Genomic DNA, 25,980 nt, shown 5'->3' on the forward strand with positions numbered 1-25,980 from the left:
ACCACAAAACGTTGCCTCCGTACCACGGATGTCATGCACTGCGATTTTCTTTCCAGATTGTTCAGCAAACATTCCATTGTTACATTGAGTACTGGATATACATTCAGGTTTTGGGGTGGCACAGGCTGTGATTTGTGTCATAATTGCGCGTTACGTTCTTCTCTGTGCCCGATTCGATGGCTGGCGCGAAACTGGTTTTCACGGCGGTCACCGGCACGGTGAGCTATCAAGTTAATCCGGGAATGATGAATGGATAAGATCGAAGTTCGGGGCGCACGCACCCATAATCTCAAGAATATCAACCTGATTATCCCGCGCGACAAACTGATTGTTGTCACCGGCTTATCCGGTTCAGGCAAGTCCTCTCTGGCGTTCGATACGCTGTACGCCGAAGGCCAGCGCCGCTACGTCGAGTCGCTGTCGGCCTACGCACGCCAATTTTTATCCTTAATGGAAAAACCAGACGTCGACCATATTGAAGGTCTGTCTCCGGCGATTTCGATTGAGCAAAAATCAACGTCGCACAACCCGCGTTCTACCGTCGGGACGATCACCGAAATCCACGACTACCTGCGCCTGCTGTTTGCCCGCGTGGGCGAGCCGCGCTGCCCGGATCATAATATTCCGCTTTCAGCACAGACCGTCAGCCAGATGGTGGATAACGTGCTGGCTCAGCCGGAAGGCCAGCGTCTGATGCTGCTGGCGACCATCATTAAAGATCGCAAAGGCGAGCATACCAAGACGCTGGAAAACCTGGCGTCGCAGGGCTATATCCGTGCGCGTATTGATGGTGAAGTGTGTGATTTGTCCGATCCGCCAAAATTAGAATTGCAGAAGAAACACACCATTGAAGTGGTCGTTGACCGCTTTAAAGTGCGTGACGATCTGGCGCAACGCCTGGCGGAATCGTTTGAAACCGCGCTCGAGCTTTCCGGTGGTACCGCCGTGGTCGCCGATATGGATGACCCGAAAGCCGAAGAAATGCTGTTCTCGGCCAACTTTGCCTGTCCGGTGTGCGGCTACAGCATGCGCGAGCTTGAACCGCGTATGTTCTCGTTCAACAACCCGGCGGGAGCCTGTCCGACCTGTGACGGGCTGGGTGTGCAGCAGTTCTTCGACCCTGATCGTGTGGTGCAAAACCCTGAGCTTTCACTGGCGGGCGGCGCAATCCGTGGCTGGGATCGTCGTAACTTCTATTATTTCCAGATGCTGCGCTCTCTCGGTGAGCATTATGATTTCGACGTGGAAGCGCCGTTTAACGAACTGAGCAGCGACGTGCAAAACGCCATCCTGCACGGTTCCGGCAAAACCACCATTGAATTCAAATACATCAACGATCGCGGTGATACCTCGATTCGTCGCCATCCGTTTGAAGGCGTGCTGCACAATATGGAACGCCGTTATAAAGAAACGGAATCCAGCGCAGTACGTGAAGAACTGTCGAAATACATCAGCAACCGTCCGTGTACTTCCTGCCGCGGCACCCGTCTGCGCGAGGAAGCGCGTAACGTATTTGTCGAAGAAACCACGCTGCCGGAAATCTCTGATTTCAGCATCGGCCATGCGATGGATTTCTTCCGCAATATGAAACTCAGCGGTCAGCGCGCCAAAATTGCTGAGAAAGTGCTGAAAGAGATTGGCGATCGCCTGAAATTCCTGGTGAACGTCGGCCTGAATTACCTCTCGCTGTCACGTTCTGCGGAAACGCTGTCCGGCGGCGAAGCCCAGCGTATCCGTCTGGCGAGCCAGATTGGTGCCGGTCTGGTGGGCGTGATGTACGTGCTGGATGAGCCGTCTATCGGCCTGCATCAGCGCGACAACGAGCGTCTGCTGGAAACCCTGATCCACCTGCGCGACCTCGGTAACACGGTGATTGTGGTCGAGCACGACGAAGACGCGATCCGCGCTGCCGACCATATTATTGATATTGGTCCGGGTGCAGGCGTACACGGTGGCGAAGTGGTGGCTGAAGGCACCGCTGAAGACATTATGGCGACCGAGAATTCACTGACCGGCCAGTTCCTGAGCGGTAAACGGGAAATCTCCGTACCGGCGCAGCGCGTCCCGGCGGATGCCACCAAAGTGCTGAAACTTTCCGGCGCTAAAGGCAACAACCTGAAAGATGTCACGCTGACGCTGCCGGTGGGCCTGTTTACCTGTATCACCGGCGTGTCCGGCTCCGGTAAATCGACGTTGATCAACGACACGCTGTTCCCGCTGGCACAGCGCGAGCTGAATGGCGCAACGATTGCTGAAGCTGCGCCGTACCGTGAAATCGAAGGTCTGGGCCATTTCGATAAAGTCATCGACATCGACCAGAGCCCGATTGGCCGTACGCCGCGCTCTAACCCGGCAACCTACACCGGTATTTTCACGCCGGTGCGTGAGCTGTTTGCCGGTGTGCCGGAATCACGTTCACGCGGCTACACGCCGGGGCGTTTCAGTTTCAACGTCAAAGGCGGCCGCTGCGAAGCCTGTCAGGGCGACGGCGTGATCAAAGTTGAAATGCACTTCCTGCCGGATATTTATGTGCCGTGCGATCAGTGCAAAGGCAAACGCTATAACCGCGAAACGCTGGAAATTAAATACAAAGGCAAGAGCATCCACGAAGTGCTGGAGATGACCATTGAAGAAGCGCGTGATTTCTTCGATGCCGTCCCTGCCCTTGCGCGTAAATTGCAGACGCTGATCGACGTCGGTCTGACCTACATCAGCCTCGGCCAGTCAGCGACCACGCTGTCCGGCGGTGAAGCACAGCGCGTCAAACTGGCGCGTGAGCTGTCCAAACGCGGCACCGGTCAGACGTTGTATATTCTCGACGAACCGACCACCGGCCTGCACTTTGCCGATATTCAGCAACTGTTGGAAGTGCTGCATCAGCTACGCGATCAGGGCAACACCATCGTGGTGATTGAACACAATCTGGACGTGATTAAAACCGCGGACTGGATTGTTGATCTCGGGCCAGAAGGCGGTGCGGGCGGCGGACAGATTCTGGTCGCCGGTACGCCGGAAACCGTCGCGGAATGCAAAGAATCGCATACTGCGCGCTTCCTGAAACCGTTGCTGGAACGCCACAGCCAGCAGGCGAAGAAAAGCGCTTAAGCCATAGCAAAAGGCCTTCCCAAACGGGAAGGCCTTTTGTTTGTCCTGATTACAGACCAAATCCTTCTCTGATCCTTTTAATGACATCTTCTACAGACCCCCGCTGATTCAGTGACCTGAGATCAATATTCTCATCTGACAGTTTTGTGAGAAAGCTCTCCATGTCAGCCCGAATGTTCTCGGGAATGGTGGCAGCCTTTCCTGTCAGTTGACCTGATAACCGGATCACATCATTTCTGTGCTTATTCACAACACGGGAATCCACAGGTTCTCCTGCCGCCTTGCGGGTTGACAGATCAAGCCACGCATTCATTTTTAAAGGGATTAACCTGTCTGCTCCGATATACGAGAATAATTCCGTGCGCAGGAGGCCATCCCTGAGGAAGGAATAATAATGTTCATCGAGGAGGATAGCTGAGAGGCTGGAAACACCTTCATCTTTGGGGATCGGGATAATCTGAGCATCTTCCGGAGGTTCCATTCCTTGTGGAGAACGCGAGAAAAGTTCAATCTGAAAGGGGTAACTCGTGTTTTCTGGTTTCAGAAACCGGTAAAAAATGGGCTTTCCCTCACCCGTCTGGCGGATTTCGTAGTTGCCTGACTTTATAAATTCCCAAAACAAACTGACAAAATCAGGGCTCAGCGCCTCAATAATGAGGACAATATCCAGATCTTTGGTGGCCCGAAATTCTTCCCCGGCTTCATCCATAGTGATCCAGGATGCGACACCACCGATGAGGACGTATTGATCCTGATATTTTTTGAAATACTCGCCAAACAGTTTTAGTCCCCGAATTTCATCCATGGGTATTGATCCTTAAGTTCACTGAGCGCCAGTTGGACCCGTTCATCCTGATTATCTTTCTGTGTCAGATACAGAGATATTTCATCAACGATATGTGTTGAAGCTTTGGGACTCCGGTAGCTCCAGATTTCAACTGTAGCTACAGCGCTGTCGATATGAGTCACTTCATCAAATTCCCCCCTTTTCAGGAGTGAAGTGAATACTTCCCGGGTCATCGCAAACACAGGCTTAGCGCCACGGGCCAGCATCGTGTATTCCGCTAAAGCGCTGTCTCCGGCATAACAGACCCCCTCATCTAAAGGAGGTAGCTTGTTAATCCAGACGATTTTCTTCACCGGATTACGCATCAGCAGAAGAGATTTTACGAAAGTCTCTGAGCGCGAAAATCTGAGTGAATAAAATCGGGTCGAAAAATCTTTCTCATGCGTTGAAGCAAGAAGCCCGGATTTTGTCAGCTCAGAAATGGCTTTTGAGAGCGTCACGCGACTGTAATTATATAAGCCCATCAACTGCTCAGCCGTACAGGTAATACCGGATTTAGAGAATGACTCATCCCATAAAAGCTGGATGAGCATAGCCTGAGTGGCCGGAGAAAAATCGTTTTGCACGTCTTTGCCGGCGCTTTTTTTACGAATTCTGAAGGCATCGCGCAAATCCATGGCCAGTTCAGGAATAAATAACTGCTTTTTAATCGCAATAAAATTTATGTGATGGTCAATCAAGCTGCGGCGTTCCGCCAGATTCATATTTTCGCAGACGTAGACAACCACCTTATCTGTCATCCTTTCAATGAGTGACAGACGTTTCCTTATCGTGACAATGCCCGGATAGGTGTCATCCCGCTGTAAAGCCGCCAGCAGAATCAGAGGAGCGTCACCCGGCACACCAACTTCCAGTTCGAAGAAACCAAACAACTCCTGAAGACTGAATGAAACTGAGAGTTTTACTTCGGTGGCTGTAGTGCGAAAGCCTAAAACCGTTTCAAGGTAGCTAACCAGTTGCGTTATCTTCTGTGTCATTTGCAGATCCGTGTAAAGTCATTTTTTAAAGTATAAAGCAAATCACTTTATACATCGAAAAAGACTTTACACGGTGTGACCCTACTTAAATATCTTCTGCACAAACTCCGCATAGGCCGGGCGCCAGACGTCCATTTCATGGCCGAGATTCGGGTATTCGTGGTAATCGAATTTAATCTTTTTCTCTTCCAGCTCGGTTTTCAATCCGGCAATGTCCTTCCCTGTTACCACATCTTTCTCGCCGACAACCACGGTGAAGTTTTTCAGTTGTGCATTGATTTTTTCCGGTTCAGCGAAGCGTTTCGCCACATCCGCATTGGGTACGGTGGTGGTGCTGACACCGCTGAGTGTCGCCAGCCAGCCAAACTGGTCGAGATGCGTCATGCCACTGACCAGCGTCTGATAACCGCCTTGAGAAAGCCCGGCCAGCGCGCGTCCGGTTGCGTCATCACGCACACGGAAGGTTTTAGAAATCAGCGGGATAATATCACCGGTCAGCTCTTTATCTGCGGCAGCGGCATTGCGCGGATAAAACTCTTTGCGGCGATCTTTGGTGACGTAATCTTCCGGCACCACGCCTTTGGCGTCGGTTTCGGTATCCGGAATGACCACCAGCATCGGCACGATTTTTTTCTCCGCCAGCAGGTTATCCATGATTTGCGGAATGCGCCCCTGATCCAGCGCCGAGCGACCGGTGTCGCCAAAGCCGTGATAGAAATACAGCACCGGCAACGGCTGTGAAGCATCGGTGTAACCCGGTGGCGTCCACACCGCGACCTGACGCTCGGAATTCAGCGCGGCGGAATGATAGGTCAGCGTGCGGACTTCGCCGTGCGGCACGTTTTTCACATCAAGAATACTGCCGGGCACCAGGATCAAACTGGTATTCACCTGACGCTGTGGCTTGGGCATTGCACTGCCAGGATCGGCAATCCTCAAGCCATCCACGTTGAAGAAATATTCATAGAGATCAGGCTTCTGTGCACCCGATGTCCAGCTCCAGACACCTTTATCGTCCTTGGTCATCTGATGCGGAATGTAGGTCACCGGCGTGGCACCGGTCACCACATCGACATGTTCGGCAGTCGGCGCATACAGCCGGTAAGTGATGGTTAAATCAGGATTCACCGCCGTGATGTAATTTTTCGCAGGCACCGACGCATCAGGATCCTGCGGCAAGCTTTGCGCAGAGACGGTCAGCGGGAACGGCGCGCTGAGCGCCAGAATCAAAAGCGTGGCAAGATTCAGCCGGTTACGGGTCATCATCCTTTCCTTCTGGGTTGGCGTGAGCAAACGGACAACCTGTCCTCAAGTAACTCACTGTTTTTGCACAACTCTCAGAGTAGGTTATTTTTACCGCCAGCGAGCGTGATCGGCGTCACTGTTCCGAAGATGCATCTAAAGCATGAAGCTGCGGCAGTGCACTCAGCCGCTGATAAGCAAAATCCCAGAAAGTCCGTACCTTGCGTGGCATTTGCTGTACCTGCTGCGCCACCAGTTGTACCGGCAACGGCAAAGGTTCGAAATCCTTCAGCAGCCGCACCATACGGCCTGCCTGCACATCATCCCTGACCTGATACGACAATAACCGTGCTATCCCCTGCCCGCTGCGCACCGCCAGCAGTTGCGATTCCACATCGTTGGAAAGCAAACGTGGCGACAGCCGCACGCGCAAATCGTCCTCATTCGGCCCGAAACGCCATTCACGGATTTGGGTGCGCAGCGTGCCCATCACCGTCTGATGAGAAGCGAGTTCCGACGGATGTTGCGGTTCACCATGCTGCGCCAGATACGCCGGACTGGCGACCAGAACGCGGGTGACTTGCGCAACCTTACGGGCGACTTTGCCTGAATCTTCCTGATGACCGATGCGCACCGCCAGATCTAACCCTTCGTCAATCAGATCCAGATTACGGTCATTTAACATCATTTCGATTTGCATATCAGGATGTTGCGCCAGAAATTCCATCACCAGCGGCGCGACGTGTTTACGACCAAACTGTACCGGTGCGGTGATGCGCAGCAGGCCGCTGAGCTGGGTTTCTGCGGTATCTTCTACCGCGTTCTGATACTGGCTGAGCAGCAGTCGCGCTTTTTCCGCCAGCCGTGCGCCTGCTTCTGTCGGCGCCAGACTGCGCGTGGTGCGCTCGACCAGCCTTGCGCCGAACCGGTGTTCCAGCGAAGCAATGGCGCGGGTGATCGCCGGAGGAGAACGGTGAAGTTTACGGGCAGCTTCCGCCAGGCTGCCATACTGAAGTACAGCGACAAAAATCGCCATTTCATCTAAACGGTCCATAGATTCTTCCACCAGGTGAAACGCTCAATTTCAATCTTCGTGGATCCCAATCATTTGATGCAAGAGTAATCTTGACGCCAGACCCATAAAGGAGACATTCCATGCCAGCCATTCAACTTTACAGCACACCGCTTTCCGGCCATTGCCACCGCGTAACTCTGCTGCTGAACATGCTCAGTCTGCCCTTTGAGAACAAAGACGGCGGCAAAGACATTCGTCAAACCGCCGAATTCGCGCAGTTAAATCCGCTGCAGCAGGTGCCGGTGCTGACCGACGGCGAACTCGTTGTCACCGACAGCAATGCGATTCTGGTGTATCTGGTGAAACGTTACGCGCCCGACAGCCACTGGTTGCCGGAAGATCCGGTGCAGGCCGCTGAGGTGCAAAAATGGTTGTCCCGCGCCGCCGGTGAAGTGCGTTACGGCCCGGCATCCGCCCGCATGGTGAAACAGTTCGCGGCACCGGAATCTTATGAAAGCGCGCTGGCCGTGACGGCAAAGTTTCTGCCACAGCTTGAACAGCATTTGGAAAGCCGCGAGTTTCTGGCGACGGAGCGGGCCACCATTGCCGATCTGGCCTGTTACAGCTATGTGGCGACGGCTCCGGAAGGCGGCGTTTCGCTGGCGGATTACCCGGCGATTCGCCGCTGGCTGAAACGGGTGCAAAGCCTGCCGGGCTTTACGCCACTTCCGGCGTTGCCACTGCCTGAAATTGTGGGGTAAAACGCGATGAACCATCCTTTCCATGCAGACGAAATCCTGGCACAGGACATGGCAGGGTTTGATGTTTCCGCACACGGCATCCGCGATGCGATGCCGGAACAGCACCGGCTTTTTTTCGCCACGCTGCCGTATCTGTTTATCTCAACACTGGACGAAAACGGCTGGCCGGTGGCAACTCTGCTGACCGGCCCCGCCGGGTTTATCAGTACGCCGGATGACATCCATTTGCGGATAAATGCGCCGCGACGGGCGGACGATCCGGCCCTGGCCGCTTTACAGCCGGGGAAACAGATTGGCGGGCTGGGGATCGATTTTTCCAACCGGCGGCGTAACCGCGTGAACGGCAGGATCGGGCGCATGGATAAAAACCGCATTGAGATCGTCGTCGATCAAAGTTTTGGTAATTGTCCGCAGTATATCCAGATACGCAAACTGGCCGATGTTCCCGTCAGTTTGCCGCTGGCTGCGCGGGAGGATATGACCGAACCGGATGCTGACGCCCGCGCACTGATTGCCCGCGCCGATACGTTTTTTATCGCCAGCCACGCGCACGGCGGTGCCGATGTGTCGCATCGCGGCGGCCAGCCGGGATTTGCGCATCTGGTGGGAAACCGCTTATGGGTGCCTGATTTTCGCGGCAACCGTTATATGAATACGCTGGGGAATTTGCTGGCAGAACCGCGTGCTGCACTGCTGTTTATCGATTTCGAAAACGGTGACCTGTTGCATCTTCAGGGACACACGCAAATCCACTGGCAGCCGGAGGATATTCCCGGGCCAGCAGGCGCAGAACGTTACTGGAGCCTGGACATCACCCGCGTGTGGCGGTTTCGCGGCGCACTGCCGTGGCGGGCAGAGGTGGCGGACTTCTCTCCTGCAACCCTCAGCAGTGGCAACTGGCCGGATAATCAGCGGCCAATTTCCTGACGCACCGCCTCCGGCAGACCGGATACCACCAACTGGTAGGAATCATCAATCAGATAATAAAACTGTGAATCGGGCAGCGAGCCGTCGAGGAACACGGTATTCCAGTGCGCTTTGTTGAGATGATCTCCCGCCACAATATCCGGATGTGCTGCCCGTAATTGCTCTGCCAGTTCAGGGCTGGTTTTCAGCGAAATAGCCTCGCGGCCATCAATTTCACACACCATGGCAAACATCGCGTCGCCCACTTTTACCTGATTTGCGCCGCGCTGATTTTCAACACTTTGCTCCGCACCGGGTTTTCCCATGCAATAGGTCAGCAATTCCGAACTGGTCATGTTTGGGTTTCTCCTTGTAACGTGATGGCTACGTAGCACGAAAGTGCCCTCGGTTAACCATAGCAAACCTGAACGATTTACAGGCTTAACACAGACGTCTTTTCTTTGCCGGTGACAGGATCTGGAATCTCCCCTTTTTTGCGCGCGCCGATTTCCTCAATGATTCTGGCAAAGCGTTCCTCATTGAGTTTGTAAAATACGCCCATAATGATCGCCGCACTGATAGCCAGTGCACAGGGCCAGATAAAGATCAGCTGACGCAAACCGAGTAAGGTCGCGCTGCCCTGCACCGCATTCGGGATATAACCGATTTGAGTCAGCATAATTCCCGGCAGGAATCCGGCAAGCGCGGCAGATATTTTTCGTGAAAAGGTATAACCGGTATACACCGAGCCTTCGGCACGAATACCGGTTTTCCATTCGCCGTAATCCACGGTATCTGGCACCAGCGCCCAGTTCAGGCTGTTGACAAATGCGGTGCCAAAAAATGCCATGCAGGAAAACAGCACAAAGCTTAACGAGCTGTTTCCCCACAGGAAATTAAGCATATCGCCGGTTGCCCACAACAGTAATCCCCCCAGGTACACCTGTTTTTTGCCAAAGCGTTTCACGCAACCCGGCACCAGAAAGACACCGACCAGAATGCAGCCCATGCTGAAAAACCCCATCCACGACAACAGATGAATATCATTAAGCACGTACTGCGTGTAATACACCTGGATCGCCAGTTTGATGTTAAACGCCGCCAGCGTACACAGATTGGCGAGGCACAGTACCAGCAACGGCGGATTACGAAATATGGCGCGAAACGACCGCAGGATGCCGGATTTATGTCCAGCAGGCGTGAGTTCAACGTAACGTTCCCTGACGCCGCGATAGCACCAGCCCATACACAGAATGCCGCAGGTGGCGAAAATCAGGGCAGCGGAGAAATACCCCACCGAAGGGGAATTACCGAACAACGCCTGTACCGGCATAAACCCGACGGTACACAACAATAATCCGAGCGTGGCACCGCCCTGGCGCCAGGCGGCAAGCTGCGCCCGTTCATGGGGATTTTTGGTGATAGCGGGCACCATCGCGCCGTATGAACAATTCATCAGGCTGTAGAACAAGCCGAACAACATAAACAGTACGGTGGCGAGCGCCGTTTTCACCGGCAGGCCGAAATCATTCGCCATAAACTGCGCCGTCGCGATCAGCCCTACCGGCACGGAGGCATACAAAATGAACGGTCTGAACTTACCCCGCGCACCAATATGACGGCGGGAATCAAGTAACACGCCGGTCAGCATATCGGTGAAAGCGGTGAAAAACTTCGCCACCAGGAAGATGATGCCGCCATAAAACGCCGGCATGCCCAGTTCATCGGTATAAAACTTCAGGAGATACAGCGTCCCGATACATAACATCAGGTTCGAGCCAAAATCGCCCATTCCATAGGCGCACTTCTCGCGCAACGTCAGCGGATCAGGGTGATGACAATCCTTCATAGGCGATCCTCAAAGCGCCCCGCAGGGCGCTGTTACAGTGAATGCATTATGCCGTCTGCTTACGCTGCTCAATTTCCGCAACGATGCGCACGTACATTTTCTCGTTGAGGTTATAGAAACAGCCCATCGCCACGATGGTGATTGCCGCCAGCGCACAGGGATAAATGAAGATCAGCTGACGCAGCCCTTCCTGCGTGTGCGCCGACTGCACCACGTTAGGCACATAGCCGATTTGCGTCAGCATCAGGCCGGGGAAGAACCCCGCCAGTGCCTGTGAAACTTTGCGAAAGAAGGTGAAACCGGTGTAGACCGTGCCTTCCGAACGCACGCCGGTGCGCCACTCGCCGTATTCCACCGTGTCGGACACCAGCGCCCAGTTCAGGCTATTGACGAACGCCGATCCGAAGAACGCCAGACAGGAGAACGCGACAAAGCTGACCGAGCCGCTGCCATAGAAGTAGTTAAGGATGTCGCCGACAATCCACAGCGCCAGACCGCCGATATACACTTTTTTCTTACCAAATCGCCGGACGGCGGCAGGCATCAGGAACACGCCAATGAAAATGCATCCCATGCTGAAAAAACCCATATAAGAGAGCAGGATCGGGTCATTCAGCACGTACTGCGTGTAATACACCTGAATCGCCAGTTTGACGTTAAACGCCCCCAGCGTGCAGAGATTGGCGATGCACAGAATGAACAGCGGACGGTTACCGGCAATCGCCCGGAATGACAGCAACAGCCCCGGTTTTTGCGTATCACTGGCGGGCTGCGCCTCGACATAACGCTCTTTCACGCCGGCATAACACAGCCACATAAACAGTAACCCGACCAGCGAGAACAGCGTCGCGGCAAAGATATAACTGCGCTGCGCATGACCTTCAAGCAGGTTCATCACCGGCACAAAACCGACAGTGCACAACAGCAGTCCCAGCGTGGCTCCGCCCTGCCGCCATGCCGCGAGTGACGCCCGCTCGTCCGGGTTTTTGGTGATAGCAGGCACCATCGCGCCATACGAGCAATTCATCATGCTGAAAAACAGCCCGTACAACATAAACAACAGTGTTGCCACGACGGTTTTACCGGTGATCTCAAACGGTGTGCCGACGAAATTGGCGACGGCCAGCAACGTCACCGGAAACGCGGCGTACAATACGAAGGGGCGGAATTTGCCCTTTGGCCCGATCTTACGGCGCGAATCCAGCATGATGCCGGTACCCATATCGGTAAATGCGGTAAAGAATTTGGCGATCAAAAAGATAATGCCGCCGTAAGTCCCCGGCAGGCCGAGCACGTCAGTGTAAAATTTCAGCAGGTACAGCGTGCCAATATCGAGCAGGATATTGGAGCCTAAATCCCCCATGCCGTAGGCCAGTTTTTCCCTGAAAGGCAGGCGCAGGGTCGCGGGGTTTTCCGATGTTGTCTGACTCATTATTATTCTCCTTCACCCGCCGGGGCGATGTATTCCCCCCGGCGGGCAAGCCTTATCAGAGGTGACGTAATGCACCGAACAGCGCTGCCCACTCGCTGTCTGCACGATAAAAGACCGGCGGCTGTCCTAACGGCGCGGCCACCGTAATATCGCCGCCGTGATGCGTTTCCCCGGTCCAGGCGTTGATCCACGTATCCTGCGGCAGATACAGCGACCAGTCGCTGCGCCCTTCTTCATGCACCGGTGCCACCAGCAGATCGCGGCCAAACAGGTACTGATATTTCAGGGTATAGGTGCGGGCATCGTCTTCGTAATGCAGGAACAACGGACGCATCACCGGTAAACCGCGCTGACTGTTTTGTTGCACGGCCTGCCGGATATACGGTTTGAGATGAGTGAACACGCCGGTCATGCGGGCGAAATGAGCGATGGTTTCCGCGTCGCCGTCAAACTGCCAGTTGTCGCCCGGACGGTTGCCTTCGTGAGTGCGCATCATCGGGGTGAAGGCGCTGAAATCGCACCAGCGCAGCAGCAGTTCCTTGCTGCGTTTCATCTCGAACAGCGTGGTGTAACCGCCAATATCGCTGTGATGCAGACCGTGGCCGCTCATTGCCAGCGACAAGGCCGCCGGGATCACCGAGGCCAGCCCGTCGTCCGGGCTCCAGTCAACGTTCTGATCACCCGCCCACATCATCGTCGAATATTTCTGACTGCCGGTGTAACCGGCGCGCATAAAGAACAGCACCTCGCCGAGCTTGCCGGTTTCCTGCAAGGCTTCGTAGTTACATTTCGCCCACAGTGCGGGCCAGGCGTTATGCATGATTTCCGCACTGATGCCGTTGTGCAGGAAGGTATCGGTTGGCAGATATTCACCGAAATCCGCCATCCAGCCGCCACATCCCAGTTCAATCAGGTTCTTTTTGATGACGTTTTTGAACCAGTCATAGGCAGCAGGATTGGTCAGATCGACCACGCCTGCGTAAAACTCGCCGAATTCGACGTGATAATCGCCCCCCGTGGCATCTTTGGTCAGATAGCCTTTTTTTGAGGCTTCGGCACACAAATCCCGATCGCTGGCGACATACGGATTGATGTAAGAAAGGAACTGCACGCCCTCTTCTTTCCACAGAGGAATACGCTGGTCGAGTTGCGGATACAGCTCACTGTTCCACTTCCAGTTCCACATCACGCGTTTGCCGAATGAGGTCATGCGGATACCGGACCAGTCCTGCGCCCAGATGCCGTTGACCTTCACGCCGCCTTCGCGCATCACGTCGAGTTTCTGCTGGCAGACTTCCGTGCCGCCCTGAATACCCAGCGTCACGCCGTCGTATACCCAGTCCGGTAATTCCGGCTGGCGGCCCAACAGCGCAGTGAGTTTTTCCAGCAGGCTGATATAGTCGTCGGCACATTCAAAACGCAGCGTGGCGCTATCTTCCCAGAAGGCCAGTTCGTGGTAGTCCGGCGCGCTGAAATCGAAATTCATATAACCGCTGTTTTCAACATGGCAGTAAACCTTCTGCGTGCTGACAAAGGTCGGCTGGGGGAAGAACGTCCAGTAATAGTCGCCGCCTGCGTTCTCTTTGCAGTCGGCCTGCCAGGTCACATAGGTTTGTTTGTTGCGCCCGACGCCCTGCTCGCTGGTCCACAGCGGGAAAGGTTTGCCGCGCAAATCAAAGTAAGAGAATTGTTCACCGCAGCCGTAAATATGATCTTGCGGTTGCGCTGCCAGCCGCAACCAGATGCGGTTATGTGCGCGGTTATCATTTTGCAGGTTGAGCTGTAAACGCCCGCTATCATCGGTGGTGATAACCAGCGTAGCGCTGAGCGTATTACCACGGCTGAAATGTAAGTGCCATCCCGCGGGTTGCGCAGTGATCTTAACGTCTGTCAGGGCGACCTTTTCATTCAGACGATCTTTAATACTGAAATTACCGCGAAACATATCGATATCCGCTTCGCCGCCGCCAATCCACAAACAAGGCGCTTGCGCGGTATGACGTAAAATCAGACGCTGTTGATAAATCAGCGAAAATTCGTTATTACCGGCGATAAATTCAATCTGAGTATTTTTATTTTGTAGGGTACTCATGATGGTCTCCGTGATTTTTATTTTGCATTAACGTCCAGCAGACCCGCAGCCACGGCAGGCGCCAGCCCGGGTGCCAGCGGCAGACGCGGGATCACCAGGCAGTGCAGCAGATGATAAATATCCTGTTTGCCGTCCCAGACTTTGGTGGTGACGTTGTTGTCAGTGTCCAGCTCCTGCCACCAAGAACCATTTTCGTAGTCCATCAGGTATTTCACGCAGTAATCCCACCAGGTCTGATACCAGGTTTCGTATTGCGCCTCACCGGTCACGCAGTGCAGTGCATACGCGGTGCCCATTGCCTCCACAACCGGCCAGCGCACGCGTTCACGCACGATGGGTTTCCCGTCCCAGTCAACGGAATAAACAAAACCGTCTGCGCCATCCGGTGCCCAGGCATCGCGGAGGGTGGCGTGGAACAGCCCTTTGGCATCTTCCAGCAACCAGGCTGGTGGCGTTTCAAAACGGGCTTCCAGCGCGGCATGCAGATGCAGCATCAGCCGTCCCCATTCGATCCAATGCCCCGGCGTGCCGCCGTAAGCGCGGAAACGGTGCGCCGGATTATCTTTGTTGTAATCGCGGATCGGGTTCCACTGCGTATCGAAATGTTCATTAACGCGATACTCACCCCGACGGGCGACGTCATGAATAATGACCGAGGCAATTCTCAGTGCGCGATCCAGCCATTTGCGTTCGTGCGTGACGTCATAAACAATCAGGAAAGCTTCGACGGCGTGCATATTCGCATTGCCGCCGCGATAGGCTTCGGTTTCGCTGAAGGCTTCATCCCACGACTCGAGACACATCTGTTCGTCTTCACTCCAGAAATACTTTTCGATCACGCCGATGGCCTGATCGAGTAACGCTCCGGCCTCAGGATGGCCGGTGGTGACCGCGCTGGCGGCGCCCAGCAAAACAAAGAAATGCTGATAACCTTGTTTCGAGGCATCCACCACGCCTTCATCATTTACGCAGGCGTACCAGCCGCCGTATTGTTTATCCGCCAGCGCGCCGTTGAGGGCACGGATGCCGTGATCCACCAGCGCATACGCACCGGGACGGCCCATGCCTGCGGCAACGGAATAGACGTGCAGCATGCGGGCAGTGATCCACAAATGGGTGCCCATCTCTGCCCGGACCTGGCCGTTATTGCCCAGCCAGCCAAAGCCGGTGGCCACAGCGGCATTTTTGCCAAAATCGAAGATCCGGTCGGTTTCCTGCTCAAGCCAGCGGTGGTGGCTCAACGTGTTAAACCATTTCATTTTCCACTCCTTTCGTTAGCGGCGGCGCGCCATCATCTCGTCCACAATGTCGCCCAGGCGCTGTAATTTCGGCGCGGAAACATCCCTGAGCATGAGTTCGGTATCAGGTAAACCGACCACGGATGACCAGACCGCACGGCCTGCGAGGAAACCGGACGCGCCCGCCGTCATGGCGACGCTGACCGCGCGCGGGAAGAGTTTTTCATCAACACCGGAGGAGAGGATCACCCACGGCATATGAATATGTTCATTGAGGTGTTGCGATGCACGTAGCAGTTCAGCCTGCGTACCGCGCCCGCTGAGTGGCATTTCGACTTTATAAAGATCAGCGCCGCTGTCGCCGAGTTCTTTTGCGGCATCGATAATCGCCTGTTCGCGGTCAAATTTGTCGCCACGACGCGGCGGCCTGACCACCGGCTCGATAATGCTCAGCAGCCCGTGTGCATGGCAGCGCTGATTAAATTCCTTCACCATCGCCAGACGTTGCTGCGGATCTTCATCGCTGCGCCACAGCACCAGTAATTTCAGCGCCTTACCGCCGTTTTCCCGGACCTGTTGCGGATCGACATTTTTATCGATCACCACGCTGTCCACCGGAATGCCGTTGCCCGGAATAAATTCGTCTGCCGCGACAATCATGGCGCAGCTTTTCGCGATGGCCTGTTGCTCAACAATCTGGCGGTAACAGAACTGCTGATCGACCAGAATCGCGGAGGCGTACGGCGATAAAATCCGCGCGGCATTGACTTTAAAATCAGTCAGCACCTGATCGGCGACCGGGGCTTTCGCGCCGGCTGCCGCGAACATTAAGCGCATCGCTTCACGCTGATCGACCGCCAGCATGGCGAAGCCGCCGGACGGACGGGTGATATCGTTAAGGCTGTAATGAGTCATTTAACTTTCCTTGGTTAATGCGTTACGGATGTGTTTTCTGAGCCAGACCGGCGCTGGTGCGCACCTGCTCAAGAATGGCGGTCCAGTCCTGACGCCCGCGCCCGGCGGCACGCGCCTGGTTGTACACTTCGCGGGAAGCCGCACCGAGCGGCATCGGCACATGCAACTGATTAGCGACGTCCAGCGCGATACCGAGGTCTTTATGGGCGAGGTCAATCATGAAGGCCGGTGACAAATCACCTTTCAGCACTTTGTTCGGCCATGAGGTGGTGAAGTGGCCTTTTCCGGCCGGGGTGCCGCTCATTACCTGCAGCGCCACATCAAAAGAGAGATCCAGCGCTTCGCACAGCACGGCGGCTTCGGCGGAGAGCGCATTCAGGGCGATACTCATGTAGTTATTGATCAGCTTGACGCGGATGCCTTTGCCCGGCCCGCCCGCGTTAATCAGCTCCGAGCCCATCGCCATCAACACTGGCCTCGCGCGCTCAACCTGTTCTGCCGTGCCGCCTGCCAGTAGCAGTAAGGTACCGGCCACTGCGTGATCAGAGGTTCTGCCCACCGGCACATCCATCATGCTGAAGCCTTTTTCGTGCATCTGCGCAATCAGCTTGTCGGTCTGTAACGGATGGATAGTCGACATATCAATAACCAGCGTGGACGGGCTCAGGGTTTCGCAAATACCATCACGGCCAAATAAAACCTCACTTACCAGATCGCCGTTGGGCAGCATAGTAATGACAAATTCTGCGCCCGCCGCCGCTTCTGCCGCGCTCTTGCTGCCCGTTGCCCCCTGCCGTATCAGTGAGTTAACTGCCTGCGGGTTGAGATCGAACACCGCTAACCGGTGTCCCTGTTTAATCAGATTGGCCGCCATCGGAGCGCCCATTTGCCCCAGACCAATAAATGCGACGTTTGCCATCCGTCTCTCCTTTGTGCTGATCAGGCATGTCACTTTTTGATAATCAGCGGTGTCTGTGTTTGTCGTTTTTTGATCGTATTTGTAATTTAAGGTCAAAAAATTGACAGCCATCACTTTTTTAACAATTCGCTAAATTAAAATAACCCCATCAAAACACGCTTAAGGAATAGCCATGATTCGTATCGCCTGTGTTGGAATTACCGTGATGGACCGGATCTATTACGTTGAAGAACTGCCTGCGGAAGGAGGGAAGTATGTCGCTGAAAAATATCATGAAGTGGGTGGCGGTCCGGCGGCCACGGCTGCGGTGGCGGCGGCCAGACTGGGCGCACAGGTGGACTTTATTGGTCGCGTGGGCGATGACGATACCGGCAACCGGCTGCTCGCGGAGCTGGAATCCCTGGGGGTAAATACCCGCTATGTCCGTCGCGTTGAGCAGGCCCGTTCTTCGCAATCCGCCATTCTGGTGGACAACAAAGGTGAGCGGATCATCATCAATTATCCCAGCCCGGATTTACCCGTTTCCGCCGAGTGGTTACAAGCCATCGACTTTTCCCAGTGGGATGTGGTGCTGGCTGATGTGCGCTGGCATGACGGCGCGAAGCAGGCGTTTACCCTGGCGCGCCAGGCCGGTGTGCTCACCGTGCTGGATGCCGATGTGACGCCACAGGATATCGCCGAACTGGTGGCGTTAAGCGACCACAGCGCCTTTTCCGCGCCCGGTTTGCAACGGCTGACCGGAAAAACGGACGCCGGTGCTGCGTTAGTTAACGCCCAAACGCTCACAAATGGTCATGTGTATGTCACGCAGGGCGGGCAAGGTTGTCTCTGGCTGGAAAATGACCGTTTGCATCATCAGCCGGGTTTTGCCGTCAACGTAGTGGACACCACCGGCGCAGGAGATGTTTTTCACGGCGCACTGGCGGTCAGTCTGGCCCAGGGAGCGTCGCCCGCCGAAGCCGTGCGCTTTGCCAGCGGTGTTGCTGCACTGAAATGTACCCGGCCGGGTGGCCGTGCGGGGATACCTGACTGTGATCAGGCCCGGTCTTTTTTGTCACTTTCTGTATAGAATACGACTCAGACGCTCATTTTAAAGGATGTATCCATGAGTCTTACTGAACTGACCGGTAATCCGCGCCACGATCAACTGCTCGCATTGATTGCCGAGCGTGGTTACATGAACATTGAAGAACTGGCGGCGTTACTGGATGTCTCGACCCAAACCGCCCGCCGCGATATCCGCAAGCTCAGCGATCAGGGGCTGATCACGCGCCATCACGGTGGCGCGGGGCGGGCCTCAAGTGTGGTCAATACTGCCTTTGAGCAGCGCGAGATTTCCTGGACGGAAGAGAAAAAAGCCATTGCGGAATCCATCGCCGATTACATCCCCGACGGCTCAACGGTGTTTATCACCATTGGCACCACAGTCGAGCAGGTCGCGCATTCGCTGCTCAATCATAACCGGCTGCGGATTATCACCAATTGTCTGCGCGTCGCGCATATTTTGTATAAGAACCCGCGCTTTGAGGTGATGGTGCCTGGCGGCACGCTGCGCCCGCATAATGGTGGCATTATCGGCCCGGCGGCCACGGCTTTTGTCGCCGGCTTTCGTGCCGACTATCTGGTGACCAGCGTCGGCGCAATTGAAAGCGACGGCGCCCTGCTGGAGTTCGATGTCAACGAGGCCAGCGTGGTGAAAACCATGATGGCGCATTCACGCCATATCCTGCTGGCTGCTGACCATACCAAATTTCATGCCTCAGCGGCGGTCGAAATCGGCAATGTCTCACAGGCCACGGCGCTGTTCACCGACGAACTTCCGCCCGCCGGATTGCTCAAGGTGCTGAAAAACCATCAGGTCGAAGTGATAAAAGTCAGTACCGCGGAATAAAAAAGGCCGACATTTCTGTCGGCCTTAATCAACATCTTATCCCCTAAATAATTCGGGTTGCGGGAAGGCGGTAAGCTCACGCAGCCCGAAGTATGACGGGGATTTACTGAACCGCGGCGAAAGCCTCAGCCACTTGCTTCACATTGTGGTGATTCAGACCGGCCATGCAGACGCGGCCGCTGAGTATCAGGTAAACGCCAAATTCTTCACGCAGACGGACAACCTGCGCTTCGCTGAAACCGGTGTAGCTGAACATCCCGCGCTGTTGCAGCAGGTAGTCAAAATTACGGCCCGGCAAGGCGGTTTTCAGGCTGTCGACCAGCGTGTGGCGCATTTCGAGAATACGGGTACGCATTTGCTCGACTTCGGCTTTCCACTGGGCATTCAGCGCGCTGTCGCTCAGGACTTTCGCCACTACTTTCGCGCCGAAGCTTGGCGGGCTGGAGTAGTTACGGCGCACGGTGGCTTTCAGTTGCCCCAGTACACGTCCCGCCGCATCGCTGTCTTCACAGACCACAGACAGGCCGCCGACACGTTCGCCGTACAGGGAGAAGATTTTCGAGAAGGAGTTGCTGACGAAGCAGTTCACACCTGCCGCAGCCATCGCCCGGATGGCGTAAGCGTCATCGTCAATGCCCGCGCCAAAGCCCTGATAAGCGATGTCGAGGAACGGGATCAGCTCACGCTGTTTGGTGATTTCAATCACCTGATCCCACTCCGCTGGCGTCAGGTCAGAACCGGTCGGGTTGTGGCAGCAAGGGTGCAGCAGCACAATGCTTTGCGCTGGCAAGGTTTTCAGGCGGTCAATCATCGCCGGGAAATTTACCCCCAGCGTCTCTGGGTCAAAGTACGGATAGGTATGCACTTTGAAGCCTGCGCCTGCAAAGATAGCCACGTGGTTTTCCCAGGTCGGGTCGCTCACGTAAACTTCTGAATTCGGGAAATAAAACTTCAGGAAATCAGCACCGACTTTCAGTGCGCCGGAACCGCCGACGGTCTGAATGGTCGCAATACGCTGTTGTTTCAGCGCCGGATGATCGGCACCAAACAGCAATTCCTGAATGCCTGCGCGGTATGCGGGCAGACCTTCCATTGGCAGATAGACTGACGCGGCCTGTGGCCCGGCGTTCAGTTGTTGCTCTGCATTTTCCACTGCCGCCAGTTGCGGAATAATACCCTGCTCGTCGTAATAAAGACCGATGCTCAGGTTTACCTTATCTTGTCTCGGATCGGTCTTGAAGCTTTCCATCAGCGACAAAATCGGGTCACCGGCATAGGCATCGACATGTTGGAACACGGTATACATCTCCTTGGTTTGGTTAAGTGGCGCTGCGATCCACATCCGGCAACCCGGCGCATCGCAACTGTTTCACAGACTATCAAAGTTCGTTAAAAAAGATGACAACTATGTTGTCGATTTTCGGGCACTCATTGCGTATCAAACCGTCCGTTCGCCTGAGATGCTGATCCGCTCACATCAACTACGATCAAATGGACATCTCATTCTTCCCGGAGCAAACCAATGACAACTCAACACTCACTGCAAGGTAAAGCCGCTTTCGTTCAGGGCGGTTCACGCGGCATCGGTGCCGCCATAGTTCAGCGTCTGGCCCGCGAAGGCGCCAGCGTGGCCTTCACCTACGTTTCTTCTGAAGAAATTTCCGGCCCTGAAGCGGGGTATATCACCGGCGCAAATCTGACGATTGACGGCGGTTTCGGCGCGTAACACTTGCCGGTTCATTCATAAAAATGGCGCAGTCCCCTGCGCCATTTTTTTATCCATTTCGTCAGACGCTGTAGCGCCCCGGACGGTGATTCATCGCAATGATCAGGTTGACGATCACCGCGCCCAGCACCGAAGCAATCAGCATTTCAAGGCTGACCACAAACAGCGATGCCAGCACGATGCAGCAGTCCACACCCATTTGCAGTTTACCGGCGCGAATACCGTATTTGTCCTGCAGGAACAGCGCCAGAATGTTCACGCCGCCCAGACTGGCTTTGTGGCGGAACAGCACAATGAAGCCGATGCCCATAATCACATTGGCAAACAGCGTGGCGTAAAACGGCTGAAGATGATCGAAATGAACAAACAGCGGATGCAAATCAGAAAACACGGAAACCAGCGCGACAGCAGCAAAAGTTTTCAGTGTGAACTGCAAACCCATGCGACGAAAAGAGAGGTAATAAAAAGGTAAGTTGATGATAAAAAAGGCCGTACCGAATGATACCTGCGTCACGTAATGCGCCAGAAACGCCATTCCCGCCGTGCCGCCGGTCAGTGCGCCGACCTGACGCAACATCACCACACCAAAAGAGACCATCAGCGTACCGATAATGATCGCCAGCGCATCTTCAACCAGCGTGTGCCCGATGCGCGGCTGCTCAACCGGCTGTTTGATGTCGTCTACACTTGCCATAATTCCCTGTACCTCAAAATAATAATACTAAAGACTGATTTTGAGATAATTAATGAGATGGAGAGTTAAGGCAATATTCACGCATAGAATTTGCATTAAAAATCGAAAATAAGATTTTATGACGCGTTAATTATTCTTTACATGCACAGATCACGCATATTAATTCAAAATATTGCACCATTAAAGTGAGTCTGCACCAAAATAAATCACCCAAACAGTGCACCTGAAATACGCCCTTATTTTTCTCAGCTAAGCGTCAATAAGCCGTTTTCTTTTAAACGGTTAAGCACTACCGATGTTTTTACGTGGGCGACACTTTTATGGACTGACAGAATTTGGCTGATCAACATGCTTAAACCGGCTAAATCTTTCACCGCAACTTTCAGCAAATAATCCGCATCGCCAGTGGTTTTATAGGCATCAATAATGGAATCGACTTCGCCCAGCATGCTGTGAAATGCATCGACCTGTGCGGGCAAATGATTGATAAGCCTGACTTCAATCAGACCAATCATGCCTAAGTCGAGGGCTTCCGGTGCCAGACGGGCATGATAACCGAGAATGAGTTGTGCCTGTTCCAGACCAATCCGGCGGCGTGAACACTGTGATGCTGACAGTCCGACCAGCTCGCTTAATTCCTGGTTAGTCAGTCTTCCGTTGGTTTGTAATAAGGTCAGAATTTTCAGATCGTAATCGTCAATGCTGTACATGGCAGTGTTCCTGTCGCTTTAATTTTTATATGTGGATTCTTATTGCAAAAAACATTCCCACTATAACCAGTTATAAATACTTTTCGGCCGTTTTTTCTTATACTTGCGCATGATTTAAACGCAAGGAAAAAATAATGAAAAAAGTATTCTACTCTCTCGTTTTGCTGTCAGTTTTGCCCGGTCTCGCAAAAGCAGAGCCGGCATCTTCACGCCTTGAACGCGTATTACAGAAAGGCTCGCTGAATGTCTGCACCACCGGCGACTATAAACCGTATACATTTTTGAAAGAAAACGGTGAGTATGAAGGCATTGATATTGCAATGGCGGAATCGCTGGCGGCGAGTCTGGATGTGAAAGTGAACTGGGTACCGGTCACCTGGAAATCTCTGCCGGACGAAATGAGCGCAGGGCATTGTGATATCGCGATGGGCGGGATTTCGGTCACGCTGAAACGCCAGCAAAAAGCCTGGTTTGCCAACGTACTGGATCAGGACGGCAAAATCCCCCTGGTGCGCTGCGAAAATGTGCGTCAGTACCAGACGGTTGAGCAGTTAAACCGTGCCTCCGTGCGCCTGATTGAACCGGCAGGCGGTACCAATGAAGCCTTCGTACACAGCCATCTGCCAAAAGGCACGCTGACCCTGAGCGATAACGTGACCATCTTCCAGAAGCTGGTGGATAAGAAAGCGGATGTGATGATTACGGATGCTTCGGAAGCGCTGTTTCAGCAGAAACATTACCCGAAACTGTGTGCGGTAAACCCGAAGAAGCCGCTGCAATATGGCGAAAAGGCTTACATGCTGCCGCGTGATGACGTGAGCTGGAAGATGTATGTCGACCAGTGGCTGCACCTGAGCAAAGCCACTGGTGAATATCAGAAGATCGTCAGCCAGTGGCTGGCCGTGAAAAAGTAAGACTTAGTCGCCAATATAAACGCGGGCGACGCGCTCGCTGAGCTGGGTAATCAGCTCATAAGCACTGATACCGGTTGCCTGCGCAATGCGCTCAACCGGTAATTTCCCGCCCCAGAAAATCACTTCATCGCCGACCTTATCGGTCGCATCTGGCCCTAAATCGACAGTGATCATATCCATCGACACACGCCCGGCAACCGGCACTTCCCGACCATTGACCAAAACCGGCGTACCGTTCGGCGCACTGCGCGGATAGCCGTCGCCATACCCCATCGCTACCACGCCCAGACGGGTATCACGGTTGCTGACCCAGGTGCTGCCATAACCGACCGGTTCACCGGCAGCATGCTCACGCACGGCGATCAGGCTGGAAGTCAGTGTCATTGCCGGTTGCAGCCCAAAATCGCTGGCTGTACCGGTTTCCATTGGCGACACGCCGTACAAAATAATGCCGGGGCGGACCAGGTTCATATGCGATTCCGGCCACAACAAAATACCGCCGGAAGCCGCAATAGATTTTTGTCCCGGCTTGCCTTCGGCAAATTCATTAAAACAGTTCAGCTGTTTCGGTGTCGCGTCGCTTTCCGGTTCGTCCGCGCGGCAGAAATGGCTCATCATATTGACCGGCTGAACCACGTTTTTGCAGGCACTCAGACGCTGATAAAATGCATCGGCCTGTGCCGGATGAACGCCCAAACGGTGCATACCGGTGTCGATTTTCAGCCAGACATTCAGCGGACGCGCGAGGTCAGCACTTTCCAGCGCATCAAGCTGTTCGAGGCTGTGAACAGCGGTATCAAGCTGATGTTCAATCAGCAACGGTAATTCGCTGGCGGAGAAAAAACCTTCGAGCAGGAGGATGGGTTTTACCACACCGGCTTTACGCAGCATCAGCGCTTCGCTAAGCCGGGAAACGCCGTAATAATCAGCGTCCTGCAAGCTATGCACCGTCTCCAGCAGACCGTGCCCATAAGCGTTTGCTTTCACTACCGCAACCAGACGACTTTGTGGCGCCAGATGACGCACCCGTTGCAGATTGTGTCGCAGAGCGCGGCGATCAATGACAGCCGTAGCCGCTTTCATTTTAAGTCCTTTGCATGAATTTGAGAGTTTCTGATAGCAAGGCTGAGAACCAAACCCCACCTAGCCTCCCCTTGTGAAAGGGGAGGGATAAATTCAAAACCCGGGAAGTTAATCCTCGTCGTATTGCGGGCCGCCATAGTTATCAAATCGCGACCACTGACCGTTAAAGGTCAGGCGGACGGTACCGATCGGGCCGTTACGTTGTTTACCGAGGATGATTTGCGCGATGCCTTTTTCTTCACTGTTATCGTGATAGACCTCATCACGATAGATGAACATGATTAAGTCGGCGTCCTGCTCGATGGAGCCGGATTCACGTAAGTCGGAGTTGACCGGGCGTTTATCCGCACGTTGCTCCAGGCTTCGGTTAAGCTGCGACAGCGCCACCACCGGCACCTGCAATTCTTTCGCCAGCGCTTTGAGCGAGCGGGAGATTTCGGCAATTTCCAGCGTACGGTTATCAGACAACGCCGGAACGCGCATCAGCTGGAGGTAGTCGATCATGATCAGGCTCAGGCCGCCGTGCTCACGGAAGATACGTCGCGCACGCGAACGAACTTCGGTTGGCGTCAGCCCGGACGAATCATCGATATACATGTTACGTTTTTCGAGCAGAATCCCCATGGTGCTGGAAATACGTGCCCAGTCTTCATCATCGAGCTGGCCGGTACGGATTTTGGTCTGGTCGACGCGCGAAAGCGACGCCAGCATACGCATCATGATCTGGTCGCCGGGCATCTCAAGGCTGAAGATTAAGACCGGTTTATCCTGCATCATCGCGGCATTTTCTGCGAGGTTCATCGCAAAAGTGGTTTTACCCATCGACGGACGCGCCGCCACGATGATCAGGTCAGATTTTTGCAAGCCTGCGGTTTTCTTGTCGAGGTCAGCATAGCCGGTTGAAACGCCGGTTACGCCGTCATGCGGGCGCTGGAACAGCTCTTCGATACGGGAGACCGTGCTTTCCAGAATACGGTCGATACTTTTTGGACCTTCGTCTTTACTGGCGCGGCTTTCGGCAATCTGGAATACGCGGGATTCGGCTAAGTCCAGCAGGTCTTCGCTGCTGCGACCTTGCGGATCATAGCCCGCGTCGGCAATTTCATTGGCGACGGAGATCATTTCCCGGACAACAGCACGTTCGCGCACAATGTCAGCGTAAGCGCCGATGTTCGCCGCACTGGGGGTGTTTTTAGAGAGCTCTGCCAGATACGCAAAACCGCCGACGGAATCCAGATCGCCTTTCTGTTCCAGCGATTCGGAAAGCGTGATCAGGTCGATTGGTTTGCTCATTTCCAGCAAACGCTGCATTTCGGTAAAAATCAGGCGGTGCGGGCGGCTGAAGAAGTCATTGCTGACCACCCGTTCGGCCACATTATCCCAGCGTTCGTTATCCAGCATCAGCCCGCCCAGAACGGATTGTTCAGCTTCCAGCGAATGCGGCGGAAGTTTCAACCCTTCCATCTGGCGATCGCGGTTTTCGTTCTGTTGATTGGTCGGTTTTTTTGCTGCCATCTGTGGATTATTTCCTGCTCTAAGCGCCTGTTTTATGAGCGTCGGGTTTCCAAAAATCGGAGCCTGACTCGCGCGACAGTATAAACCATTTCAAAAGGGTATTAACCCTTAGTGCCGAAAATCTGGATTGTCCCTGACATTTAGCCTAG

The 25,980-nt window shown here is 54.3% G+C and carries 22 protein-coding genes and 1 pseudogene; 7 read left to right on the forward strand and 16 right to left on the reverse strand.

Features of this window, described 5'->3' with window-relative positions; translation table 11 throughout:
• The first annotated feature begins 249 nt into the window (after positions 1 to 249).
• Positions 250 to 3,105, forward strand: a complete 2,856-nt coding sequence (uvrA, locus tag DXU84_RS15010) for an excinuclease ABC subunit UvrA (RefSeq protein ID WP_037034977.1) — start codon at positions 250 to 252, stop codon at positions 3,103 to 3,105.
• A gap of 49 nt (positions 3,106 to 3,154) precedes the next feature.
• Here the strand turns inward: uvrA and DXU84_RS15015 are convergent, their stop codons facing one another.
• The 4 genes from DXU84_RS15015 to DXU84_RS15030 form a co-directional block, all read right to left on the reverse strand.
• Entirely contained in the window at positions 3,155 to 3,910 is a 756-nt protein-coding gene (locus DXU84_RS15015) for a hypothetical protein (protein ID WP_013577342.1), read from the reverse strand.
• Positions 3,889 to 4,929, reverse strand: coding sequence for a hypothetical protein (locus DXU84_RS15020; RefSeq protein WP_013577343.1), 1,041 nt, complete (start codon positions 4,927 to 4,929; stop codon positions 3,889 to 3,891). Before DXU84_RS15020 ends, DXU84_RS15015 begins: the two co-directional genes overlap by 22 nt.
• A gap of 81 nt (positions 4,930 to 5,010) precedes the next feature.
• Positions 5,011 to 6,192, reverse strand: a complete 1,182-nt coding sequence (locus tag DXU84_RS15025; RefSeq protein ID WP_015690548.1) for an esterase — start codon at positions 6,190 to 6,192, stop codon at positions 5,011 to 5,013.
• A 115-nt stretch (positions 6,193 to 6,307) separates the two neighbouring features.
• A complete protein-coding gene (locus DXU84_RS15030; protein WP_013577345.1) occupies positions 6,308 to 7,225 on the reverse strand; it encodes a LysR family transcriptional regulator in 918 nt (305 codons plus the stop codon).
• Positions 7,226 to 7,326: 101 nt separating this feature from the next.
• Between DXU84_RS15030 and DXU84_RS15035 the strand changes: the two genes are divergently transcribed.
• Together DXU84_RS15035 and DXU84_RS15040 are read left to right on the forward strand one after the other, a co-directional pair.
• Positions 7,327 to 7,947 (forward strand): glutathione S-transferase, encoded by a 621-nt coding sequence (locus tag DXU84_RS15035; RefSeq protein ID WP_013577346.1) that lies wholly within the window; start codon positions 7,327 to 7,329, stop codon positions 7,945 to 7,947.
• Positions 7,948 to 7,953: 6 nt separating this feature from the next.
• Positions 7,954 to 8,874: a pyridoxamine 5'-phosphate oxidase family protein gene (locus tag DXU84_RS15040; protein WP_013577347.1), complete on the forward strand. Its 921-nt coding sequence runs from the start codon at positions 7,954 to 7,956 to the stop codon at positions 8,872 to 8,874.
• Here the strand turns inward: DXU84_RS15040 and DXU84_RS15045 are convergent.
• The 7 genes from DXU84_RS15045 to yihU all read right to left on the reverse strand — a co-directional run bounded on the left by DXU84_RS15045 (position 8,856) and on the right by yihU (position 17,298).
• On the reverse strand, positions 8,856 to 9,209 hold the full coding sequence (locus DXU84_RS15045; protein ID WP_153376123.1) for an MmcQ/YjbR family DNA-binding protein: 354 nt from the start codon (positions 9,207 to 9,209) through the stop codon (positions 8,856 to 8,858). The two genes, DXU84_RS15040 and DXU84_RS15045, sit on opposite strands and share 19 nt — an antisense overlap.
• A gap of 77 nt (positions 9,210 to 9,286) precedes the next feature.
• A complete protein-coding gene (locus DXU84_RS15050; RefSeq protein WP_013577349.1) occupies positions 9,287 to 10,702 on the reverse strand; it encodes an MFS transporter in 1,416 nt (471 codons plus the stop codon).
• Positions 10,703 to 10,748: 46 nt separating this feature from the next.
• The gene (locus tag DXU84_RS15055; RefSeq protein ID WP_121019649.1) at positions 10,749 to 12,134 is read right to left on the reverse strand and encodes an MFS transporter; all 1,386 of its coding nucleotides are present in this window, start codon (positions 12,132 to 12,134) and stop codon (positions 10,749 to 10,751) included.
• A 55-nt stretch (positions 12,135 to 12,189) separates the two neighbouring features.
• Entirely contained in the window at positions 12,190 to 14,226 is a 2,037-nt protein-coding gene (locus tag DXU84_RS15060; RefSeq protein WP_153376125.1) for an alpha-glucosidase, read from the reverse strand.
• Between the two features lie 17 nt (positions 14,227 to 14,243).
• On the reverse strand, positions 14,244 to 15,485 hold the full coding sequence (gene yihS, locus DXU84_RS15065; protein WP_153376127.1) for a sulfoquinovose isomerase: 1,242 nt from the start codon (positions 15,483 to 15,485) through the stop codon (positions 14,244 to 14,246).
• A gap of 15 nt (positions 15,486 to 15,500) precedes the next feature.
• A complete protein-coding gene (gene yihT, locus DXU84_RS15070) occupies positions 15,501 to 16,379 on the reverse strand; it encodes a sulfofructosephosphate aldolase (RefSeq protein WP_013577353.1) in 879 nt (292 codons plus the stop codon).
• Positions 16,380 to 16,401: 22 nt separating this feature from the next.
• Complete coding sequence (yihU, locus tag DXU84_RS15075; RefSeq protein ID WP_153376129.1) at positions 16,402 to 17,298, reverse strand: sulfolactaldehyde 3-reductase; 897 nt, start codon at positions 17,296 to 17,298, stop codon at positions 16,402 to 16,404.
• A gap of 172 nt (positions 17,299 to 17,470) precedes the next feature.
• Between yihU and DXU84_RS15080 the strand changes: the two genes are divergently transcribed.
• Both DXU84_RS15080 and DXU84_RS15085 read left to right on the forward strand, forming a co-directional pair.
• Complete coding sequence (locus DXU84_RS15080; protein WP_153376131.1) at positions 17,471 to 18,367, forward strand: sugar kinase; 897 nt, start codon at positions 17,471 to 17,473, stop codon at positions 18,365 to 18,367.
• Positions 18,368 to 18,403: 36 nt separating this feature from the next.
• Positions 18,404 to 19,189, forward strand: coding sequence for a DeoR/GlpR family DNA-binding transcription regulator (locus DXU84_RS15085; protein ID WP_112197680.1), 786 nt, complete (start codon positions 18,404 to 18,406; stop codon positions 19,187 to 19,189).
• A 103-nt stretch (positions 19,190 to 19,292) separates the two neighbouring features.
• Here the strand turns inward: DXU84_RS15085 and DXU84_RS15090 are convergent, their stop codons facing one another.
• Complete coding sequence (locus DXU84_RS15090; protein WP_217243768.1) at positions 19,293 to 20,486, reverse strand: amino acid aminotransferase; 1,194 nt, start codon at positions 20,484 to 20,486, stop codon at positions 19,293 to 19,295.
• 225 nt (positions 20,487 to 20,711) lie between these two features.
• Between DXU84_RS15090 and DXU84_RS25145 the strand changes: the two are divergent.
• Positions 20,712 to 20,882: pseudogene (locus DXU84_RS25145) on the forward strand (SDR family NAD(P)-dependent oxidoreductase); the annotation flags it as partial.
• A gap of 94 nt (positions 20,883 to 20,976) precedes the next feature.
• On the opposite strand, the gene DXU84_RS15100 reads toward DXU84_RS25145, so the two are convergent.
• Positions 20,977 to 21,609, reverse strand: a complete 633-nt coding sequence (locus DXU84_RS15100) for a YitT family protein (protein ID WP_013577359.1) — start codon at positions 21,607 to 21,609, stop codon at positions 20,977 to 20,979.
• A gap of 245 nt (positions 21,610 to 21,854) precedes the next feature.
• Entirely contained in the window at positions 21,855 to 22,319 is a 465-nt protein-coding gene (locus DXU84_RS15105) for an Lrp/AsnC family transcriptional regulator (RefSeq protein ID WP_013577360.1), read from the reverse strand.
• A gap of 134 nt (positions 22,320 to 22,453) precedes the next feature.
• On the opposite strand from DXU84_RS15105, the gene DXU84_RS15110 reads away from it, so the two are divergent.
• Positions 22,454 to 23,233 carry a transporter substrate-binding domain-containing protein gene (locus DXU84_RS15110; RefSeq protein ID WP_013577361.1) on the forward strand — a complete coding sequence of 260 codons (780 nt, stop codon included), beginning with the start codon at positions 22,454 to 22,456 and terminating at the stop codon, positions 23,231 to 23,233.
• 3 nt (positions 23,234 to 23,236) lie between these two features.
• On the opposite strand, the gene alr is transcribed toward DXU84_RS15110, so the two are convergent.
• Together alr and dnaB are read right to left on the reverse strand one after the other, a co-directional pair.
• Positions 23,237 to 24,316 (reverse strand): alanine racemase, encoded by a 1,080-nt coding sequence (gene alr / locus DXU84_RS15115; protein WP_121019644.1) that lies wholly within the window; start codon positions 24,314 to 24,316, stop codon positions 23,237 to 23,239.
• Positions 24,317 to 24,424: 108 nt separating this feature from the next.
• Positions 24,425 to 25,831 (reverse strand): replicative DNA helicase, encoded by a 1,407-nt coding sequence (dnaB, locus tag DXU84_RS15120; RefSeq protein WP_013577363.1) that lies wholly within the window; start codon positions 25,829 to 25,831, stop codon positions 24,425 to 24,427.
• Positions 25,832 to 25,980 lie beyond the last annotated feature (149 nt).

This window comes from Rahnella sp. RcJ3 (assembly GCF_009498575.1).
GTDB lineage: Bacteria > Pseudomonadota > Gammaproteobacteria > Enterobacterales > Enterobacteriaceae > Rahnella > Rahnella aceris.

Coding starts and splice junctions, on each gene's coding strand:
- DXU84_RS15030 (WP_013577345.1), bottom strand. CDS start 7,225: ATGGACCGTTTAGATGAAATGGCGATTTTTGTCGCTGTACTTCAGTAT.
- dnaB (WP_013577363.1), bottom strand. CDS start 25,831: ATGGCAGCAAAAAAACCGACCAATCAACAGAACGAAAACCGCGATCGC.
- yihU (WP_153376129.1), bottom strand. CDS start 17,298: ATGGCAAACGTCGCATTTATTGGTCTGGGGCAAATGGGCGCTCCGATG.
- DXU84_RS15025 (WP_015690548.1), bottom strand. CDS start 6,192: ATGACCCGTAACCGGCTGAATCTTGCCACGCTTTTGATTCTGGCGCTC.
- yihS (WP_153376127.1), bottom strand. CDS start 15,485: ATGAAATGGTTTAACACGTTGAGCCACCACCGCTGGCTTGAGCAGGAA.
- DXU84_RS15055 (WP_121019649.1), bottom strand. CDS start 12,134: ATGAGTCAGACAACATCGGAAAACCCCGCGACCCTGCGCCTGCCTTTC.
- DXU84_RS15045 (WP_153376123.1), bottom strand. CDS start 9,209: ATGACCAGTTCGGAATTGCTGACCTATTGCATGGGAAAACCCGGTGCG.
- DXU84_RS15100 (WP_013577359.1), bottom strand. CDS start 21,609: ATGGCAAGTGTAGACGACATCAAACAGCCGGTTGAGCAGCCGCGCATC.
- DXU84_RS15085 (WP_112197680.1), top strand. CDS start 18,404: ATGAGTCTTACTGAACTGACCGGTAATCCGCGCCACGATCAACTGCTC.
- DXU84_RS15110 (WP_013577361.1), top strand. CDS start 22,454: ATGAAAAAAGTATTCTACTCTCTCGTTTTGCTGTCAGTTTTGCCCGGT.
- DXU84_RS15105 (WP_013577360.1), bottom strand. CDS start 22,319: ATGTACAGCATTGACGATTACGATCTGAAAATTCTGACCTTATTACAA.
- DXU84_RS15020 (WP_013577343.1), bottom strand. CDS start 4,929: ATGACACAGAAGATAACGCAACTGGTTAGCTACCTTGAAACGGTTTTA.
- DXU84_RS15015 (WP_013577342.1), bottom strand. CDS start 3,910: ATGGATGAAATTCGGGGACTAAAACTGTTTGGCGAGTATTTCAAAAAA.
- yihT (WP_013577353.1), bottom strand. CDS start 16,379: ATGACTCATTACAGCCTTAACGATATCACCCGTCCGTCCGGCGGCTTC.
- DXU84_RS15060 (WP_153376125.1), bottom strand. CDS start 14,226: ATGAGTACCCTACAAAATAAAAATACTCAGATTGAATTTATCGCCGGT.
- alr (WP_121019644.1), bottom strand. CDS start 24,316: ATGAAAGCGGCTACGGCTGTCATTGATCGCCGCGCTCTGCGACACAAT.
- DXU84_RS15035 (WP_013577346.1), top strand. CDS start 7,327: ATGCCAGCCATTCAACTTTACAGCACACCGCTTTCCGGCCATTGCCAC.
- DXU84_RS15080 (WP_153376131.1), top strand. CDS start 17,471: ATGATTCGTATCGCCTGTGTTGGAATTACCGTGATGGACCGGATCTAT.
- DXU84_RS15050 (WP_013577349.1), bottom strand. CDS start 10,702: ATGAAGGATTGTCATCACCCTGATCCGCTGACGTTGCGCGAGAAGTGC.
- uvrA (WP_037034977.1), top strand. CDS start 250: ATGGATAAGATCGAAGTTCGGGGCGCACGCACCCATAATCTCAAGAAT.
- DXU84_RS15040 (WP_013577347.1), top strand. CDS start 7,954: ATGAACCATCCTTTCCATGCAGACGAAATCCTGGCACAGGACATGGCA.